The organism is Streptococcus oralis, assembly GCF_023110055.1.
In the GTDB taxonomy this organism is placed as follows: Bacteria; Bacillota; Bacilli; order Lactobacillales; family Streptococcaceae; genus Streptococcus; species Streptococcus oralis_BY.
This window is the reverse complement of sequence record NZ_JALDVG010000001.1, coordinates 377,899-396,368: the sequence shown is the minus strand read 5'-3', so window position 1 is coordinate 396,368 and position 18,470 is coordinate 377,899. Positions and strand designations below refer to the sequence as shown.

General features: G+C 41.1%; 16 protein-coding genes, 2 tRNA genes and 2 pseudogenes. 1 reads left to right on the top strand and 19 read right to left on the bottom strand.

Annotated features, from left to right (window positions below; translation table 11 throughout):
- Positions 1 to 54 precede the first annotated feature (54 nt).
- The 13 genes and pseudogenes from rpsA to parE form a co-directional block, all read right to left on the bottom strand.
- Positions 55 to 1,257, bottom strand: coding sequence for a 30S ribosomal protein S1 (gene rpsA, locus M1G01_RS01900; RefSeq protein WP_247931030.1), 1,203 nt, complete (start codon positions 1,255 to 1,257; stop codon positions 55 to 57).
- 162 nt (positions 1,258 to 1,419) lie between these two features.
- Positions 1,420 to 1,491, bottom strand: a tRNA-Gln gene (locus M1G01_RS01895).
- A gap of 8 nt (positions 1,492 to 1,499) precedes the next feature.
- Positions 1,500 to 1,580: transfer RNA gene (locus M1G01_RS01890), tRNA-Tyr, on the bottom strand.
- A 49-nt stretch (positions 1,581 to 1,629) separates the two neighbouring features.
- Positions 1,630 to 1,860: a DUF2969 domain-containing protein gene (locus M1G01_RS01885; RefSeq protein ID WP_247931029.1), complete on the bottom strand. Its 231-nt coding sequence runs from the start codon at positions 1,858 to 1,860 to the stop codon at positions 1,630 to 1,632.
- Between the two features lie 112 nt (positions 1,861 to 1,972).
- Positions 1,973 to 3,010 (bottom strand): branched-chain amino acid aminotransferase, encoded by a 1,038-nt coding sequence (locus M1G01_RS01880; RefSeq protein ID WP_345773259.1) that lies wholly within the window; start codon positions 3,008 to 3,010, stop codon positions 1,973 to 1,975.
- 115 nt (positions 3,011 to 3,125) lie between these two features.
- Positions 3,126 to 5,606 (bottom strand): DNA topoisomerase IV subunit A, encoded by a 2,481-nt coding sequence (gene parC, locus M1G01_RS01875; RefSeq protein WP_247931027.1) that lies wholly within the window; start codon positions 5,604 to 5,606, stop codon positions 3,126 to 3,128.
- Between the two features lie 243 nt (positions 5,607 to 5,849).
- Complete coding sequence (locus M1G01_RS01870; protein WP_247931026.1) at positions 5,850 to 6,704, bottom strand: aminoglycoside 6-adenylyltransferase; 855 nt, start codon at positions 6,702 to 6,704, stop codon at positions 5,850 to 5,852.
- Positions 6,694 to 7,206 carry a hypothetical protein gene (locus M1G01_RS01865; RefSeq protein ID WP_247931504.1) on the bottom strand — a complete coding sequence of 171 codons (513 nt, stop codon included), beginning with the start codon at positions 7,204 to 7,206 and terminating at the stop codon, positions 6,694 to 6,696. The genes M1G01_RS01870 and M1G01_RS01865 overlap by 11 nt, the downstream gene beginning before the upstream one ends.
- An 82-nt stretch (positions 7,207 to 7,288) precedes the next feature.
- Positions 7,289 to 7,890 (bottom strand): annotated as a pseudogene (fic, locus tag M1G01_RS01860) (protein adenylyltransferase Fic).
- A gap of 13 nt (positions 7,891 to 7,903) precedes the next feature.
- Positions 7,904 to 8,278: a GNAT family N-acetyltransferase gene (locus M1G01_RS01855; RefSeq protein WP_247931025.1), complete on the bottom strand. Its 375-nt coding sequence runs from the start codon at positions 8,276 to 8,278 to the stop codon at positions 7,904 to 7,906.
- Positions 8,279 to 8,341: 63 nt separating this feature from the next.
- A pseudogene (locus M1G01_RS01850) lies at positions 8,342 to 8,538 on the bottom strand (DUF6261 family protein); the annotation flags it as partial.
- Positions 8,539 to 8,582: 44 nt separating this feature from the next.
- The gene (locus tag M1G01_RS01845) at positions 8,583 to 9,812 is read right to left on the bottom strand and encodes an AbiH family protein (RefSeq protein ID WP_247931024.1); all 1,230 of its coding nucleotides are present in this window, start codon (positions 9,810 to 9,812) and stop codon (positions 8,583 to 8,585) included.
- A gap of 18 nt (positions 9,813 to 9,830) precedes the next feature.
- The gene (parE, locus tag M1G01_RS01840; RefSeq protein ID WP_247931023.1) at positions 9,831 to 11,774 is read right to left on the bottom strand and encodes a DNA topoisomerase IV subunit B; all 1,944 of its coding nucleotides are present in this window, start codon (positions 11,772 to 11,774) and stop codon (positions 9,831 to 9,833) included.
- Positions 11,775 to 11,909: 135 nt separating this feature from the next.
- Between parE and plsY the strand changes: the two genes are divergently transcribed.
- Entirely contained in the window at positions 11,910 to 12,551 is a 642-nt protein-coding gene (gene plsY, locus M1G01_RS01835) for a glycerol-3-phosphate 1-O-acyltransferase PlsY (protein ID WP_084857628.1), read from the top strand.
- Between the two features lie 34 nt (positions 12,552 to 12,585).
- On the opposite strand, the gene M1G01_RS01830 is transcribed toward plsY, so the two are convergent.
- The 6 genes from M1G01_RS01830 to deoC form a co-directional block, all read right to left on the bottom strand.
- The gene (locus M1G01_RS01830) at positions 12,586 to 13,542 is read right to left on the bottom strand and encodes an ABC transporter permease (protein WP_000029131.1); all 957 of its coding nucleotides are present in this window, start codon (positions 13,540 to 13,542) and stop codon (positions 12,586 to 12,588) included.
- A gap of 2 nt (positions 13,543 to 13,544) precedes the next feature.
- On the bottom strand, positions 13,545 to 14,603 hold the full coding sequence (locus M1G01_RS01825) for an ABC transporter permease (protein ID WP_000038681.1): 1,059 nt from the start codon (positions 14,601 to 14,603) through the stop codon (positions 13,545 to 13,547).
- Positions 14,596 to 16,131 (bottom strand): ABC transporter ATP-binding protein, encoded by a 1,536-nt coding sequence (locus tag M1G01_RS01820; RefSeq protein ID WP_247931022.1) that lies wholly within the window; start codon positions 16,129 to 16,131, stop codon positions 14,596 to 14,598. The genes M1G01_RS01825 and M1G01_RS01820 overlap by 8 nt, the downstream gene beginning before the upstream one ends.
- Positions 16,132 to 16,267: 136 nt before the next feature.
- A complete protein-coding gene (locus M1G01_RS01815; protein ID WP_001036151.1) occupies positions 16,268 to 17,323 on the bottom strand; it encodes a BMP family lipoprotein in 1,056 nt (351 codons plus the stop codon).
- Positions 17,324 to 17,412: 89 nt separating this feature from the next.
- Positions 17,413 to 17,802 carry a cytidine deaminase gene (locus M1G01_RS01810; protein WP_000246111.1) on the bottom strand — a complete coding sequence of 130 codons (390 nt, stop codon included), beginning with the start codon at positions 17,800 to 17,802 and terminating at the stop codon, positions 17,413 to 17,415.
- On the bottom strand, positions 17,789 to 18,451 hold the full coding sequence (gene deoC, locus M1G01_RS01805; RefSeq protein WP_247931021.1) for a deoxyribose-phosphate aldolase: 663 nt from the start codon (positions 18,449 to 18,451) through the stop codon (positions 17,789 to 17,791). Before deoC ends, M1G01_RS01810 begins: the two co-directional genes overlap by 14 nt.
- Positions 18,452 to 18,470 lie beyond the last annotated feature (19 nt).

The following is an 18,470-nucleotide window of genomic DNA, read 5'->3' as shown; positions in this document are numbered from 1 at the left end:
GACAAAAGAAAAATCCCTTGTTTTAAACAAAGGATTTTGTGATTATCAATTTGATTAAAGTTCGATATCACCGAACAAGTCAGCCATTGAGAATCCTGTTTGTGTTTCTGGAAGTTCGAAATCACGTTTTTCTTGACGTTTTGGACGACGTGGACGAGCAGCACGTTTTTCTTCTTTTTGTCCTTCTTCTTGAGCTGGACGTTCTTCAAGAACTTTGATAGAAAGTGATACACGTTCTGCGTCAGCGTTAACATCAAGGACTTTAACAGTAACTTCTTGACCAACAGTAAGAGCTTCTTTTGGATTTTCGATGCGTTTGTGTGAAATTTGTGATACGTGAACAAGTCCATCGATACCTGGCAATACTTCTACAAATGCACCGAAGTCAGTCAAACGTTTAACTGTTCCTTCTACTACATCACCTTTAGCCAATTTTTGCTCAACGCCATCCCATGGTCCAGGTGTTGTTGCTTTAAGTGAAAGTGATACGCGTCCTTCTTCTTCGTTAAGATCAAGGATCTTCACTTCGATTTCTTCACCAACAGTTACAACTGATTTAGGTGAGACGTTACGTTCGTGTGACAATTCAGTCAAGTGAACCAATCCGTCAACTCCACCAAGGTCGATGAAAGCACCAAAGCTAGTGATACGAGCAACTTTACCAGTTACGACATCACCAACAGCCAATTTACCGAATACTTCAGCACGAGCTGCTGCAGTAGCTGCTTCAACAACTTCACGACGTGAAAGGATGAAGCGGTTTTCTTTAGGATCAACTTCTTTGATTTTAGCATCAAATTCTTGACCTACGAAACGCTCAGTGTTACGTACGAAACGAGTATCCAACATTGAAGCTGGGATGAATCCACGAACACCTTCAAATTCTACTGAAAGTCCACCTTTAACGGCACGAGTTCCTTTAACAGTAACAACTTCTTCTTCGCGTCCTACAAGTTTGTCCCATGCTTTGCGAGCTTCAAGGCGTTTTTTAGATACAAGGTATGTAACTGTATCAGTATCTTTACCAACTACTTGACGAAGTACAAGAACATCCAATACTTCTCCTACTTTCACAAAGTCATTGATATCTGCATCGCGATCGTTTGTCAATTCGCGAAGAGTCAAGACACCTTCAACACCAGTCCCAGAGATTGCAACGTTAGCTTGAGTCGCATCAACTGTCAATACTTCAGCACTAACAACATCACCAGGCTCAACTTGGCTAACGCTATTTAGCAAATCTTCAAATTCGTTCATCTAAAAAATCCTCCAACAATCAAGTTTTTCCAAACTTGACATACTTATAATTTTTTTCCTAAGCACCCGCAAAGACATGTTCATATCGTTCACGTCTTTCAATTATAAAAATAAAATACCCTAAGATATTTTTCTTTTTATCTTGAATTTATTACCTAAGAACTGGGGTAGCTGGATTCGAACCAACGCATGAGGGAGTCAAAGTCCCTTGCCTTACCGCTTGGCTATACCCCATTGATGAATGGAGAGAGAGGGATTCGAACCCCCGAACCCGAAGGAGCGGATTTACAGTCCGCCGCGTTTAGCCTCTTCGCTATCTCTCCAATGTTTAACGAGAACTATTATATCATGAAATTTTCAATAAAACAAGTATTATTTTATCAAATTATAGTTTTCAATCAAAATTTCCACAGCTTTTTCAAGTTTTTTATAAAAACTATCGACATTTCCATTCTTTATGATGGCAAATTGGCTATCTAATTCGGCAATTTCGCCAATAACCTTTTTCCCGATCGTCAAAACGTATCCTTCATAGCTGTCTTTTCCAACAGTCACTTTTGCATCCGTTAATTGAATTTCAATTTTCTTATCTTTTTTACTCATACTGTACCTCTTTTCACTTTTTCTATTGTACAAGAAAATGCTCAAACTAGCAAGAAAAAACTCCATTTCAGTCCTTACAACTGCTATGGAGTTCTTCTTTACTTCATGTCTTTTAGTCCACTTTGACAATCCATCCTTCAGGCGCTTCTACATCACCAAATTGGATACCAGTCAATTCATCATAGAGTTTACGTGTAACAGGACCTACTTCTGTTTCACTGTAGAAAACATGGAAATCATCGCCATGTTGGATACCTCCAATTGGAGAAATAACTGCTGCTGTACCGCAGGCACCTGCCTCTACAAAACGATCCAAATTATCGATTGGGACATCACCTTCAATCGGAGTTAAGCCCAAGCGGTGTTCTGCCAAGTAAAGCAAAGAGTACTTGGTAATGGATGGCAAGATGGATGGACTCAATGGCGTAACAAATTCATTGTAGGCCGTGATTCCAAAGAAGTTGGCTGATCCGACTTCTTCAATCTTTGTATGTGTAGATGGATCTAGGTAGATAACATCTGAAAATTGGCGTGACTTGGCCATTTTACCTGGGAGGAGACTAGCAGCATAGTTTCCACCCACCTTGGCCGCACCTGTACCATTCGGAGCTGCACGGTCGTATTCATCCTGAATCAAGAAGTTTGTTGGAACTAAACCACCTTTAAAGTAATTTCCAACTGGCATAGCAAAGATGGTGAAAATATACTCTTCTGCTGGTTTAACCCCAATAATATCCCCAACACCAATCAAAAGTGGACGAAGATAAAGAGTTCCACCTGTTCCATATGGTGGTACGTATTCTTCATTTGCACGCACAACTGCTTTACAAGCTTCTACAAACATTTCTGTTGGAACTTGTGGCATCAAAAGACGGTCACAAGTACGTTGCAAACGCTTAGCATTTTCGTCAGGACGGAACAATTGAACACTGCCGTCCTTGGTACGATAGGCTTTCAATCCCTCAAATGCTTGCTGTCCATAGTGGAGACTTGGAGAAGACTCTGAAATATGCAAGGTCGCATCCTCTGTCAATTCTCCTTGATCCCATTGACCATTTTTGTAGTGAGCGATATAGCGATAAGGTAATTTCATATAAGAAAATCCAAGGTTTTCCCAATCAATTGCAACTGTCATGTGTTTCTCCTTTATACTATTCAAACTATGTGTTCTATTCTACACTTTTCTAGTAAAATTTCAAGTATTATTTGTAATTTTCTGAAAATTTTTTCAACATAAAGAAATCAGCCCTCTGGACTGATTCTTTTTAAGAATTTGCTTTATCTTCTTTAAAGACTTCTTTGAGGTAAGCATCGAAAACTTCTTCATCTGAAATCGTGTCTGAAATAAAGCTTCCATTGCTAGTGCGTTCAGACAAGTTCAAATCTTGCAATCGGCTCTCATAGATTGTTCCCTTGTTAGATTGGACAAGTAACGTTTGGTCGTTTTCTTCTACTTCTGTACTAAAAAGATCACCAATCAAGCCTTGTTCTGCAACTGCTCCTGCTAAGAAGACACGATGCGGTTTGTTTTTTAACTCACGCAAGACTTGTAGTCCTCGTTTGGCACGGCTGGTTGCTGGAATTTCCTCAATAGAAACGCGTTTCAAGCTTCCACGTTGGGTCAAGAGGTAGAAGGATGAGGTGTTACAGATAAAGGTAGCCTGAAGTGCATCATCTACTTTCAGGTTCATAGCCTTGACACCTGCAGCCTTGGCACCAACAACCGGAACCTCTTCGATATTGAAACGAAGGGCATAGCCGTTTTGACTAATCAAAAGAACATCATCTAGTTTAATCGGAGCCACTGCTACAATTTGGTCTGTCTCGTCTTTGAGCTTAGCATACTTGACAGACTTCGACTTGTAGGTCCGCCATGGAGAGAATTCTTTGCGTTCTACGCGTTTGATTTGACCAAGGCGAGTTGCTGCAAAGTAGGTTGTCGCATCATCAAACTGATCTACCACTTCTGCATAAAGGATTTCTTCGTTAGTTTCAAAGTTGGTAATAGACTGGCTCAGATGCTCTCCGATATCCTTCCAACGAATATCTGCCAATTCATGAATTGGTCGATAGATGACATTCCCAAGAGTTGTAAACATCAAGAGGTGCTGGGTTGTCTTGGCAGTTTGTACAAAGATCAAACGATCATCATCACGTTTGCCAATTTCTTCCAGCGTTGAAGCTGCAAAGGAACGTGGGCTGGTACGTTTGATATAGCCAGCCTTGGTCACACTAACGTAGGTATCTTCTTCTACAATCAAGCTAGCAGTATCAATCTCGATGACTTTTGCTGTATCTTCTAAAGTACTCAAACGTGGAGTCGCAAATTTCTTTTTAACCTCACGGAGTTCTTTCTTCATGAGATTGTACATGGTCCGTTCATCACCGATAATCGCCGCCAGCATAGCAATCTTTTCACGAAGCTCTGCTTCTTCTTCCTGCAAGACAACCACGTCGGTATTGGTCAAACGATACAGTTGCAAGGTTACGATAGCCTCTGCCTGCTCCTCTGTGAATTCATAGCTGACCTTGAGGTTTTCCTTAGCGTCAGCCTTGTTCTCAGAAGCACGGATAAGGGCAATGACTTCGTCCAAAATCGAAATCACGCGAATCAAACCTTCAACGATATGCAGACGTTTCTCAGCTTTTTCCTTGTCAAAGCGGGAACGAGCCAAAATTACTTCACGACGGTGGGCGATATAGCTAGATAAGATTGGAACAATTCCAACCTGACGAGGTGTGAAATTGTCAATCGCCACCATGTTAAAGTTGTAGTTGATTTGTAGGTCGGTGTATTTGAATAGATAGTTGAGTACGAGCTCGGTATTCGCGTCTTTCTTAAGTTCAATAGCGATACGAAGACCGTCACGGTCAGACTCATCACGAACCTCAGCAATACCAGCCACCTTGTTATTGACACGAACATCATCGATTTTCTTGACGAGATTAGCCTTATTGATTTCATAAGGAATCTCAGTGATAACGATTTGTTCCTTACCACCTTTTAGCTTTTCAACCTCCGTCTTAGATCGAACGACCACGCGCCCTTTCCCAGTTTCATAGGCTTTCTTGATTTCATCACGCCCTTGAATGATAGCCCCTGTAGGGAAGTCTGGCCCAGGCAAGAATTCCATGAGTTTGTCCACCTTGGCTGTTGGGTGGTCAATCATGTAAACCGTCGCATCAATAACCTCAGCTAAATTATGGGGAGGAATGTCTGTAGCATAACCAGCTGAAATTCCAGTCGAACCATTGACTAAGAGGTTTGGAAATGCTGCTGGCAAAACCGTCGGCTCTTTCTCGGTATCGTCAAAGTTCCAAGCAAAAGGAACTGTCTTTTTCTCGATATCTTGAAGAAGATAACCAGCAATTTCAGACAAACGTGCCTCGGTATAACGCATAGCCGCAGGCGGATCGCCGTCCATAGAACCGTTATTACCGTGCATTTCAACTAGAATCTCACGGTTCTTCCAGTCCTGTGACATACGAACCATGGCATCATAGATAGAAGAATCCCCGTGTGGGTGAAAATTCCCCATGATGTTACCGACAGACTTAGCAGACTTGCGGTAGCTCTTGTCAAAAGTATTGCCATCCTTATTCATAGAATAAAGAATACGACGCTGAACCGGCTTCAATCCATCCCGAATGTCTGGCAAAGCTCGGTCTTGAATAATGTACTTGGAGTAGCGACCAAAGCGCTCTCCCATGATGTCCTCAAGGGACATGTTTTGAATGTTACTCATATAGGATACAAAGCCCGTAAAATGCAAAGTGAAAATAGGAAACTATTGCAGTGAGCGATGCTCACAAGAGAATTTATCTTTTTCACACAGCATTTAGGGCGTGTTCAACTCCTTTCAAAGAATGTAGAGTAGTTTTTATGCAGTAAAAGATATTTTACGGGAATTAGTCCCATGTTCAGTTACTATATATAACTAAACTATCTTTTCTGTAGTTTAATCTTTTAAATTATATACTTTATTTAGTTAGTGATTTGAAAGTCTCTCCTCAGCATACTGAATCATCTTCTCAGCTACTTCTTTATCGTAGTTAAATCCCATTTTTTGAGCAAGGATTTGAGCTTCTCTGTGGAAAAGTTGCATCGTAGCAAACAATGACTGAGTAAGTTTCTCTACACTTGAAAAATCAAGTAGAGCTGAGAATTCCTTCTCTTTCTCTGTAGGTAAATACTGGAAAAGATACTTGTAGTTCTTGCCGATATCGACCTCTCCCCTATCACTTGCGACCTGCCAAGCAAAGACTTTTAACAACTCTTGCTGACAAATCCCGTAGAGATGGTCAGTAGCATAGATGGCTTGCTTGCGACAAATCCCTTTAACCACGTAGGCTGACACCCACCAAAATTCATTACAAGCTTTTTCAAAATCAATCGCACTAGCTGGGCTTGTCCAAAAACGTTGAGGACTTGGAAAGAAGGGTTCAAATAATCCCTTCTCATCTTCTAAAACGGTGAATCCTGCCTCACCATCCACCCACTCTTGAATATACCCCGTAGGACAGAGGGTCAAATCAATCCGATTTCCATCTTCAAATAGCATGAGATACAGATGGCGATGTTCAAGTACGTTATGCTGCTCAATAATGCGCTTGCCAAACTGATTCAACCAAGAAAGGTCACTCGTCAGATTATCTAAGTCGTCCACGACATAGATCACGTCGTAATCCTGAAACTCATCTTTTGGTGCTTTTGGGTTTGTCCGTGAACCAGACATGGCGACAGCCTCGACTTGGAGCACTTTTGCGGTTTGAAAAATTAGATCAAGCATTTGCGCTTCACTTCTATGTTGTCTGCACATATCTTTTATAGAATTATTTTTCATTGCCGTCTTGTTCCTCTTGTTTTTGGATGCCTCGTATTCTTTTCATCTCAAGTTCTCCTACTATCAATTGGATAGTTGAACAAATCCCCAAAACGATTAAAATAAAATAAAACAAATTCATATCGTTTCTATGATATATTTGAAAGCTTCTCCATAATACAAAAGTATTTACTAATGAAAGAAGGAAAAGTAAAATAGCGTTGAATAGGAGTGTTATAGCAAACTTACTCTTAAAATACCTATAATGTTTTCCAATCCGATAGAGGGTATATAGTGAGAAAACAATCATCAAAGGTGTGAAGGCAAGTGCATAAAATAAGATAAACCCTATTCCTGAGTATGGTTTACTTTCCATTGGTAGATCTAATAGACAGATACCAACAGTGAGGATGTTCATTATAAACAAGGATACTGTGCGAGCACACTCTTTTCTACCTTTATTAGTCATTAAATCATATATAATTCCAAAAATGGCCAAGAGAACAAGGAAAAAAGGCATCATTAATAACGTAATCAATCCAGCACCTCCAATAGTTTTAGCGATTGTTTACCTACAAAAGATAATCATCACCTTTACTTGAACTTTATATCTCCCCTGTCTGGTAAAGGTTATACCCTTCGTAATAATATGAAGCATCCACACCCTTAAATAAACAGGCCTGAGTGAGGTCTTCAGTTTGATTATTCAAGAGGGGATACTTGAGTTCGCCAGTCGATACCGCGCTACGCTTCGTGGCTAGGAGGTAATCTTCCTTGTCCACGTGAGACCAGTCCACGACTTGCCCCAGCTCAGCCTTGAGGAGATGATCCAGCCAGAGCCTCATACTTCTTCCGTTCCCTTCTCGAAAAAGGCGGGCGATATTTAGCTCAAGGTACTTTTCGACAATCTGCTCAAAGGTCTGCTGAGGCAACCTGTCAATATTTTCCAAGGAAGCTGCTAGATACATGACAGGCGCAAAGCGAACATTCCCTTTGGCGAGATTGACTGTCCGAATTTGGCCGGCGAAGTCATAAATTTCTTCAATAAGAAGCTATGAATAACGGCCAGAGTCGCATAGGTGCCAGCTGCTTTATCGTCCAGAAGCTGCTTTTCAAAAAGCTCTTTCGCTCGGGTTTTGCTGATTTTTTCTTCCATCTTGTCTAGTTCAAGCGAATCTGTCAGACCCAGTTTGTTGTCAAGCATCATTGGCTGTCTCCTTTCATTCAGATTTTCTAAATCCTGTACCAACAGGCTTAAAACTTATTGACCGATAAAATCCATCTACTTCAGATATTAATTCAATCCGTGTCAAAGGATATTTTTGATGAATTTCAGCGATCAATCGCCGTCCCAATCCTTTTCCGCGATAGGCTTTATCAATGATAATCTCAGCTAAAAAGGTCGTCATGACTTCATCTGTCAAGTAGCGAGTAAAACCAAGGATTTTCTGGTTCTCTTCAACTACCAAGTAATGGGACAGATTTGTTGAAAATAATGATGTCACTTTTTCCTCTGTAAAAGAAATCCATTTTTCATTTTGATAAAGGGCATAAATAGCTTGACAATCATTTGTGCTTGCAGGTCTGATTATCATTCTCTACTCCTTTCAAATCCGATGCGACCACTAATAATTTTTCAACTCAAATTTAATTATATTCTAGTTGCTCTCCGTCGCTTCTTCCCTCGCTTCTTAGCTGGCTTGCGTTTTTTATAGCGGCTGCGGATGGTGTTGAGGTGATCGCGAAGATTGACCTTGTGAGTTCTTTCATGATAAGCGTAAGCACAGATGAAGGTGAAATCCACAAGGAAATCATAAATTTCTTGCAGCTTGAGGCGGACGGACTCATTCACGCTCTGGTGAGCTTGTCCGAAAATCTGGTGAGAAAATTGTCATTTCATTATTTGGGATAACCATGAATTGAATCCAAACGATCCAATTTGAAAGCATTTAGCTTTGTTTTAGAATTATACTGAACTATAGCAATTTTCTTATGAAGCTTATCTAGTTTCCCATCATCCAGTTTCTCGTTGGTTGCCACATTAATAAATCTATTAATTGTGTCACTATCGGATTCATTATTGCTATTGTAATTATAAATAATCAATTCAGAATCTGTCTCCAAAAGTGAGTTAAGAATATTATTCCACCACCAAAAGTCACTATCACCGAGTGATAAACCATACAATATAAACAAATCAGTATCATTGAAATATGATTTATATTTTTTATCATTCTGAGCCCAATAAGGTTTTAAAAAATTCTTTGCTAAAGGTCTTTTATTTTCATTTGTTATTTGTTCCTTATTGTCAAAGCCAAACAACATTGATTTTGGAACGTTCTGATAACCATGAGGATGAGTGATATTTGTTATCAAATAGCTAGAGTAACAAGTGTCTTTATTAAAATCCGAATCGGGTAAGCGTCCCCAAGAACCATCAACAGATTTAGCCGAATAACCAGGAGCAGGAATATCTTGAGGATTGGGATAGAATTGAATCTGCCTATCTGCAAACTTATGAGGATGCGGATCAAATTGTCCTTTATCTAGGAATAAAATATTATCTAACATCGAAGTATAGTTCAAATTTAAAATTTCCCAGTTAAATAAAGAATAATGTTTAGTGTTACGAGGAAAAGCCAATTTATTGAAATTTTCCGTATCTAAATCACCTAAAAAACGGGTAAAAAAATTAAGAGCGATTCCTTTTTCAGTACTATCATTCCCTAACCTAGCAAGCATATTAGGCGTTATAATCTCATTTAAAAAATTAGAAAATTCAACCTGAAACTGATTAAAATCATCAGTCAATTTCTTTGCATCAATACAATTATTCTCGTTGAAAATTTCAATTAAACTGTTCTCAAAATCACTCCAATTTGGTTTAATACTAGGATTACTTTCATTTTCTTTCTTATCTTTAGTCATTTTTTGGAAGATTATATTATCTTTATCAAAATTTTTATAACAAAGATAATTGTAGAAATTTTGATAAGATGTTCGATACGGAGAACCTAGATATTCCATGAGTTGAATATCAACTCCATTACCAAACAAAGCCATAATATTTATTTGACCATCATTTTCTAATGCCTCAAATTCTTGATCTGTGTATTTGGTATAACCCATATTCCCTCCTTCATCCTTTCAAAACGCCCCACTCTCTTCTAGCGTAAACTTGACATTATCCTCAATCCACTTACGACGTGGTTCGACCTTGTCACCCATAAGGACATTGACACGACGTTCTGCGCGTGCTAGGTCTTCGATTGTGACACGGATGAGGGTACGAGTTTCTGGATTCATAGTTGTTTCCCATAGTTGGTCCGCATTCATCTCACCAAGTCCCTTGTAGCGTTGGAGGGTAGCACCTTTACCAAACTTCTTACGTAGTTCTTCTAGCTCTCCGTCCGTCCAAGCATAGGCCACTTCTTCTTTCTTGCCTTTGCCTTTGGACATCTTGTAAAGAGGAGGGAGGGCGATATAGACATGTCCTGCCTCGACTAGCGGACGCATATAGCGGTAGAAAAATGTTAAGAGCAAGGTCTGAATGTGAGCACCGTCAGTATCCGCATCGGTCATGATAATGATTTTGTCATAGTTGGCATCTTCAATGGAGAAGTCTGCTCCCACACCCGCACCAATGGTATAAATCATGGTATTGATTTCTTCATTTTTGAGGATATCCGCCATCTTGGCCTTGGCTGTATTGATGACCTTACCTCGAAGGGGCAAGATAGCCTGGAACTTACGGTCACGGCCTTGTTTGGCAGAACCACCGGCAGAGTCCCCTTCGACTAGGTAGAGCTCGTTCTTTGCTGGATTTTTAGATTGAGCTGGAGTCAATTTTCCAGACAACAAGCCCTTGTCTTTCTTGTTTTTCTTACCATTTCGGCTCTCATCACGCGCTTTGCGGGCCGCCTCGCGCGCATCACGGGCCTTGATAGCCTTACGAATGAGATTGGAAGCTAGTTCTCCATTTTCCATGAGGAAGAAGGTTAACTTATCAGCCACAATACCATCGACAATTGGACGAGCCAGAGGACTCCCTAGTTTATCCTTGGTCTGACCTTCAAACTGGAGGTGTTCTTCAGGAACTAGGATAGAAAGAACGGCTGCAAGTCCCTCACGATAGTCTGAACCTTCAAGATTTTTATCTTTTTCCTTGAGAAGACCTGTCTTACGCGCATAGTCATTCATGACCTTAGTAATGGCTGACTTGAGTCCTGTCTCATGCGTTCCACCATCTTTGGTACGAACGTTATTGACAAAGGACAAGATGTTATCTGAAAATCCATCATTGTACTGGAGGGCAACTTCCACTTGGAAACCATTGTCTTCGCCTTCAAAGTATAGGACTGGCGTCAAGGTTTCCTTGTCTTCATTGAGGTAAGAAACAAAGTCCTGAACCCCGTTCTCATAATGGAATTCGATTGCTTCATCTGTTCGCTTGTCTGTCAAAGACAAGGTCACATTTTTTAAGAGAAAGGCTGATTCATTGAGTCGTTCTGAAATGGTATTGTACTTGAAGTCAGTCGTAGAGAAAATCGTCGCATCAGGCATGAAGGTAACCTTGGTACCTGTCTTAGACTTGGGTGCTGTACCAATTTTCTTCAAGGTTGTAACGGGTTTTCCACCATTTTCAAAACGTTGTTTATAAACCGTTCCATCACGGGTGATTTCAACTTCCAGCCAACTTGAGAGGGCATTAACAACGGAAGAACCCACCCCGTGGAGACCTCCAGATGTCTTATAGCCACCCTGACCGAATTTTCCTCCAGCGTGAAGGATAGTAAAGATAACTTCAACAGTTGGAATTCCCATGGCATGCATCCCAGTCGGCATCCCTCGACCATGGTCTTGAACCGTTAGACTGCCGTCTTTATTGATGGTCACATCAATGCGATCACCAAATCCAGACAAGGCTTCATCGACTGCATTATCCACAATTTCCCAGACTAGGTGATGGAGACCAGCACCGTCAGTCGATCCAATATACATCCCCGGACGTTTACGAACCGCATCCAACCCTTCTAGCACCTGAATGGCGTCATCATTGTAGTTATTAATATTGATTTCCTTTTTTGACACAAGGAACCTCCTATTTGTTCATCTTTTCTATTTTACAGGTTTTCTAGCGATTTTGCAAAGCTTTTCCCTTTCAGCTGTCACAATTTCACAGGATATTCTCTGACTTTCTATACCGTTTCATGGTATAATAGGTCTATGATGACATTTGTATTATTAATTTTAGCTTATCTGCTAGGTTCGATTCCATCTGGTCTTTGGATTGGACAAATCTTCTTTCAAACAAATCTGCGTGAACATGGTTCTGGAAACACAGGAACAACCAATACTTTCCGAATTTTAGGTAAGAAAGCGGGTATGGCAACCTTTGTGATTGACTTCTTTAAAGGAACCTTGGCCACTCTCCTTCCAATCCTTTTCCACCTTCAAGGTGTATCACCTCTTGTATTTGGACTTTTGGCTGTGATTGGACATACTTTTCCTATCTTTGCAGAATTTAAGGGGGGCAAGGCTGTCGCAACCAGTGCTGGAGTGATTTTCGGATTTGCGCCTGTTTTCTGTCTCTATCTAGCAATCGTATTCTTTGGAAGCCTCTATCTAGGTAGTATGATTTCACTGTCTAGCGTTACCGCTTCTATCGCAGCCGTTATCGGAGTTCTCCTATTTCCACTATTTGGATTTATCCTGAGCAGCTATGATCCTCTCTTCATTCTGATTATCCTAGCACTTGCTAGCTTGATTATCATTCGTCACAGGGATAATATCACACGTATCAAAAATAAAACTGAAAATCTCGTCCCTTGGGGATTGAACCTAACCCATCAAAATCCAAAAAAATAAAACGCCAGTTTGAAACTGGCGTTTTTTTGTATGCTTATTTTGACTTGATGTAGTTGATACCATCTGCCTTAGGCGCGACTGCTTTTCCAAAGAAGGCTGCTAAGACAAGGATGGTCAAGACATAAGGGGCGATTTGAAGGTAAACCGCTGGCACTCCTTGTAGGAAAGGTAATTGAGAACCGATAACTGCCAAACTTTGTGAAAGTCCAAAGAAGAGACTAGAAAGCATAGCACCGATTGGGTTCCATTTACCAAAGATCATCGCAGCAAGAGCGATAAATCCAGGACCGACAATAGTTGTCACTGAGAAGTTAACTGAGATTGATTGAGCATAAATCGCTCCCCCAATTCCACCTAGGAAACCTGATATGATAACTCCAAGATATCGCATCTTGTAGACATTGATCCCCAAGGTATCCGCTGCCTGAGGGTGTTCACCAACAGAGCGAAGGCGAAGACCAAAACGTGTCTTAAAGAGAATAAACCAAGCAAGGAAAGAGAAGGCAATCGCGATATAACCTAGTAGACTGGTTGACTTGAAGAAGATATCTCCAATCACTGGGATATCAGCCAAAACTGGGAAATCAAAACGTCCAAAAGTCTGGCTTAAGTTATCCGTTTGTCCTTTGTTATAAAGAACTTTAACCAAGAAAACCGCTAGGGCAGGAGCCATCAAGTTCAATACTGTACCACTGACAACATGGTCCGCACGGAAATGAACTGTAGCGACTGCATGGATGAGGGAGAAAATAGCTCCCACGATACCAGCAACTAACAAGGAAATCCAAGGAGTAGCTGCTCCAAGTTGTTCTGCAAACTCAAGGTTAAAGACAACCCCAGAAAAGGCCCCCATAACCATAATTCCTTCAAGACCGACATTAACGACACCACCGCGTTCAGAGAAAACTCCCCCGATACTCGTAAAAATAAGTGGTGCTGAGTAAATCAGCATAGAAGAGACCAAGAGGGTGAGTAATGTTGTAATAGACATCCTTACTTACCTCCTTTAACTTGTTTTTTAGGTTTGACAAAGCGTTCGATAATGTAGTGAACGCTGACAAAGAAGATAATAGACGCTGTTACAATGCTAACAAGCTCAGACGGAACTTGCGCTGCGTTCATACCCGGTGCTCCTACTTGCAAAACTCCAAATAAGAAAGCTGCAAAGAGAATTCCAATTGGTGAATTTCCAGCAAGCAAACTAACTGCCATCCCGTTAAATCCGATAGCTAATGATGAGCCCTGAACGTAAACGTTTTGGAAAGTTCCAAGACCTTCGACCGCTCCACCAAGACCAGCCAGAGCACCAGAGATAATCATTGATAGAATGATTGTACGTTTTGCTGAAATACCAGCGTACTCTGAAGCATGGGGATTAAGACCAACTGCACGAATTTCAAAACCGAGAGTCGTTTTCTTGAGCAAGAACCAAATCACAGCTACAGCAATGATTGCAAAGAAGATTCCAATATTCATACGGGAATTTCCAGTCAACTCTGATAACCATGGTGTCTGGTAAGTAGCATTGGCACTAACACGAATCGTTGAGTCTGTACTTTGCATAATATCTTTCGGAAAGGCATGAATAAAGGCATTTCCCACATACAATACAATGTAGTTCATCATGATGGTCACGATAACCTCTGACGTACCGAGATAAGCTCTGAGGATACCTGGAATCGCACCAACAATTCCACCTGCAATCAAAGCAATGATCACTGTTAATGGAATCAAAACGAGACGAGGCATATCTGGATTTGACAAGGCAAACCAACCACTGAGTATCCAACCCGCAAGAGCCTGACCAGGAAGCCCGACGTTAAAGAAACCTGCTCGACTGGCAACTGCGAAACCTAGACCTATCAAGACAAGAGGACCCATGGCACGGAAAATTTCTCCAATCCCACGGAGGCTACCAAAAGCTGTATAGAACAACTCCTCATAGCCCCAGATAGCATCATATCCGAAGATCCACATGACAATGGCTCCAAGCAAGATTCCTAAGAATACGGAAATCAAGGGAACCGAAATTTGTTGTAATTTTTTAGACATCACTCTTCTCCTTTCCCAAGTTTCCACCTGCCATCAAGACACCAAGTTCTTGTTTGTTAGTCGTTTCTGGCGATACAATACCTTGAATTTTACCATCGTGAATAACAGCAATTCGGTCTGAGACATTTAAAATCTCATCCAATTCAAAGCTGACAACAAGGACAGCCTTACCGTTATCACGTTCTTCAATCAAACGTTTGTGGATATATTCAATGGCACCGACATCCAAACCACGAGTTGGCTGGCTGACGATAAGGAGATCAGGATCACGATCAATCTCACGAGCGATAATCGCTTTTTGTTGATTTCCTCCTGAAAGAGCTGCCGCTGGAACAAATTCGCTTGCCGCACGGACGTCAAATTCTTCCATCAATTTCTTAGCATGTGAAGTGATATTGGCATAGTTCAAGATGCCATTTTTGCTGAGTGGTTCTTTGTAGTAGGTTTGAAGAGCGATATTTTCTGAAATCATCATCTCCAAAATCAAGCCATCACGGTGGCGGTCTTCAGGAACGTGCCCCACGCTTAGTTCTGTAATTTGTCGAGGATGCATCCCCACGATTGCTTTGCCTTTTAATTCAACGCTACCTGACTCAACCTTACGAAGACCAGTAATGGCTTGAATGAGTTCAGACTGACCATTGCCATCAATACCTGCAATACCAACAATTTCACCAGCACGAACATCCAAAGAAAGATTCTTCACAGCTGGTACACCGCGGTTTTCATTGACAACCAAGTCTTTGATAGACAAGACCACTTCTTTGGGTTGTGGTGCCTGTTTTTCCGTTTTAAAGGAGACTGAGCGTCCAACCATCATCTCTGCCAAGTCTGCATTGGTTGCCCCTGCGATTTCAACTGTCTGGATTGATTTTCCACGACGGATAACTGTCACTCGATTCGATACCGCACGAATCTCATCCAGTTTATGGGTAATCAAAATGATGGACTTCCCTTCTTTGACGAGGTTTTTCATGATTGCCATCAACTCATCAATCTCTGAAGGAGTCAATACGGCTGTAGGTTCGTCAAAGATAAGGATATCAGCACCACGATAGAGTGTTTTCAAGATTTCTACACGTTGTTGGGCTCCAACGGAAATATCCGCCACCTTAGCAGCAGGATCCACTGCCAAACCATAACGTTCAGAAAGAGCCTTGATTTCTTTAGTAGCACCAGCTATATCTAGAACACCATTTTTAGTGATTTCACTCCCTAAAATGATATTTTCAGCTACTGTAAAAGCTTCAACCAACATAAAATGTTGGTGAACCATCCCAATTCCAAGACCAGCGGCTTTAGATGGTGAGTCTAGTTTTACAACCTGACCATTCACCACAATTTCACCACTCGTTGGTTCAAGAAGTCCTGCCAGCATATTCATCAGAGTGGATTTACCCGCTCCATTTTCTCCTAAAAGTGCATGGATTTCACCTTTTCGCAGTTGCAAGTTGATTTTGTCGTTTGCTACAAATTCACCAAACACCTTGGTAATATCCCGCATCTCAATGACATTTTCGTGTGCCATATGCTCTTCCTTTCAGAGGTTTATTTTATTTCAATAAAACCTGCTAATCACATTAACAAGCTCTATTGAGACAAAAATTGCCTCAATTCTTAAAGAAGCGACCAATGGCCGCTTCCTAAGAAATGACTTTTATCCATTATTTTTCAGGAACTTTTACGCTTCCGTCAAGGATTTTAGCTTTTGCATCTTCAACAGCTTTTTTACCCTCTTCTGAAAGGTTTGTTACTGCTAGCTCAACCCCTTTATCTTTCAATGAGTAAACAATCACTTGTCCACCAGGGAATTCACCTTTTTCTGTTTTGTTGGCAATATCTTTTACAGTTGTACCAACTTGTTTCAATGTAGATACAAGAACAAAGTTAGATTCTTTACCATCTTTAGAAGTGTATTTACCTTCTGCTGCTTGGTCACGGTCTACACCGATAACCCAAACTTTTTCGTCTTCATTTTTGTTTTCGTTCAATGATTTTGCTTCAGCAAAGACACCAGCACCTGTACCTCCAGCCGCTTGGTAGACAACGTCTGCACCGGCAGCGTATTGAGCTGCTGCAATTGTTTTACCTTTGGCAGCATCACCAAATGAACCAGCGTAGTCAACTTGGACTTTGATAGATGGGTCTACTGATTCAACACCAGCTTTGAATCCAGCTGCAAAACGTGAAATAACTTCAGATTCGATACCACCTACAAAACCAACTTGTTTTGTTTTCGTAGTTTTCGCTGCTGCAACACCAGCAAGGTAAGCTGCTTCATTATCCGCAAATCTTACGCTCGCAACATTATTTTGACCTTCAATCACATCATCAATCAAGACATAGTTTAGGTCAGAGTGGTCTTTTGCTGCTTCCTCAACTGCATTGTGAAGGGCAAAACCAACACCGAAGATCAGGTTGTAACTTCCAGCCGCTTGTTGCAAGTTGTTAGCATAGTCTGCTTCGCTTGTTGATTGGAAGTAAGTGTAACCTTTATCTTTAGAAAGATTGTGTTCTTTACCCCAGTCTTGCAAACCTTCCCAAGCTGATTGGTTAAATGATTTATCATCAACACCACCAGTATCTGTTACGATTGCTGCTTTGGTCTTCATTTCTGATGAAGATGAAGCTGCGTTACGAGAAGAGCGGTTACCACATGCAGCAAGTCCAACTGCTGCTACTGCAACTAGACCAAGGCCTAGCCATTGTTTCTTGTTCATTACTGAACCTCCTAAATAAGATGTGCAACGATGTTGCAAGTATGGATTGGTTGGCCACAAGGACCGCATCACTCAGAGAGTGACTCAGACTAGTTTAAGTCTGTAAATGAGTATGGAAGTAACTCCCCGACCGTCATCTCGACCGTCGATTTATCTTTAGCGACTAAAGTCACTTTTAGATCTTGTTCAAAAAATTCAACCATGACCTGGCGGCAAGCACCACATGGCGAGATTGGTTTTTCAGTTTGTCCGTAGACAATCAATTCTGAAAACTCCCGTTGCCCCTCCGAAACTGCTTTAAAAATAGCAGTACGTTCTCCACAATTAGTCAAGGGATAACTAGCATTCTCGATGTTCACACCCGTATAAATACTACCATCCTTGGCTACTAAAACAGCACCTATGGGAAAATGAGAATAGGGGACATAGGCTTGTTTGCTGGTTTCAATTGCTAGTTCAATCAACTCAGTAGTCGCCATCTGCCAATTCTCCTTTTAAGATTGTTACACCAGCAGATGTTCCGATACGGGTAGCGCCTGCTTCCACAAAAGCGACAGCATCTGCATATGAACGAGCTCCACCAGCTGCCTTAACTCCCATATCTGGCCCGACTGTTTCACGCATCAGCTGAACATCCTCAATAGTGGCACCACCAGTTGAAAATCCAGTTGATGTTTTGACAAAGTCAGCGCCTGCTTTCTGGGATAATTGGCAGGCCACAACCTTTTCATCGTCTGTCAACAAGCAAGCTTCAATAATGACCTTAACCAACCTGTCACCACTTGCTTCTACGACAGCATGGATGTCCGATTCAACTAAATCCAGATTGCCTGATTTGAGGGCACCAACATTGATAACCATATCAATCTCATCTGCGCCGTTTTGGACAGCTTCTTTTGTTTCAAAAGCTTTCACTGTAGAAGTTGTTGCTCCCAAAGGAAAACCTACTACTGTACAAACCTTTACATCTGAGCCTTCAAGCCCTGTTTTCGCATGTTTAACCCATGTAGGATTAACACAAACGCTGGCAAAGTCATACTCACGCGCTTCAGATAGCAAACGATCAATTTGTTCTTGACTTGCATCTTGCTTTAAAAGCGTATGATCGATATATTTATTTAACTTCATATTCGGATTCTCCCTGGTT

Coding starts and splice junctions, on each gene's coding strand:
- rpsA (WP_247931030.1), bottom strand. CDS start 1,257: ATGAACGAATTTGAAGATTTGCTAAATAGCGTTAGCCAAGTTGAGCCT.
- M1G01_RS01885 (WP_247931029.1), bottom strand. CDS start 1,860: ATGAGTAAAAAAGATAAGAAAATTGAAATTCAATTAACGGATGCAAAA.
- parC (WP_247931027.1), bottom strand. CDS start 5,606: ATGAGTAACATTCAAAACATGTCCCTTGAGGACATCATGGGAGAGCGC.
- M1G01_RS01870 (WP_247931026.1), bottom strand. CDS start 6,704: ATGAAAAATAATTCTATAAAAGATATGTGCAGACAACATAGAAGTGAA.
- M1G01_RS01865 (WP_247931504.1), bottom strand. CDS start 7,206: ATGATGCCTTTTTTCCTTGTTCTCTTGGCCATTTTTGGAATTATATAT.
- M1G01_RS01855 (WP_247931025.1), bottom strand. CDS start 8,278: ATGATAATCAGACCTGCAAGCACAAATGATTGTCAAGCTATTTATGCC.
- M1G01_RS01845 (WP_247931024.1), bottom strand. CDS start 9,812: ATGGGTTATACCAAATACACAGATCAAGAATTTGAGGCATTAGAAAAT.
- plsY (WP_084857628.1), top strand. CDS start 11,910: ATGATGACATTTGTATTATTAATTTTAGCTTATCTGCTAGGTTCGATT.
- M1G01_RS01830 (WP_000029131.1), bottom strand. CDS start 13,542: ATGTCTATTACAACATTACTCACCCTCTTGGTCTCTTCTATGCTGATT.
- M1G01_RS01825 (WP_000038681.1), bottom strand. CDS start 14,603: ATGTCTAAAAAATTACAACAAATTTCGGTTCCCTTGATTTCCGTATTC.
- M1G01_RS01820 (WP_247931022.1), bottom strand. CDS start 16,131: ATGGCACACGAAAATGTCATTGAGATGCGGGATATTACCAAGGTGTTT.
- M1G01_RS01815 (WP_001036151.1), bottom strand. CDS start 17,323: ATGAACAAGAAACAATGGCTAGGCCTTGGTCTAGTTGCAGTAGCAGCA.
- M1G01_RS01810 (WP_000246111.1), bottom strand. CDS start 17,802: ATGGCGACTACTGAGTTGATTGAACTAGCAATTGAAACCAGCAAACAA.
- deoC (WP_247931021.1), bottom strand. CDS start 18,451: ATGAAGTTAAATAAATATATCGATCATACGCTTTTAAAGCAAGATGCA.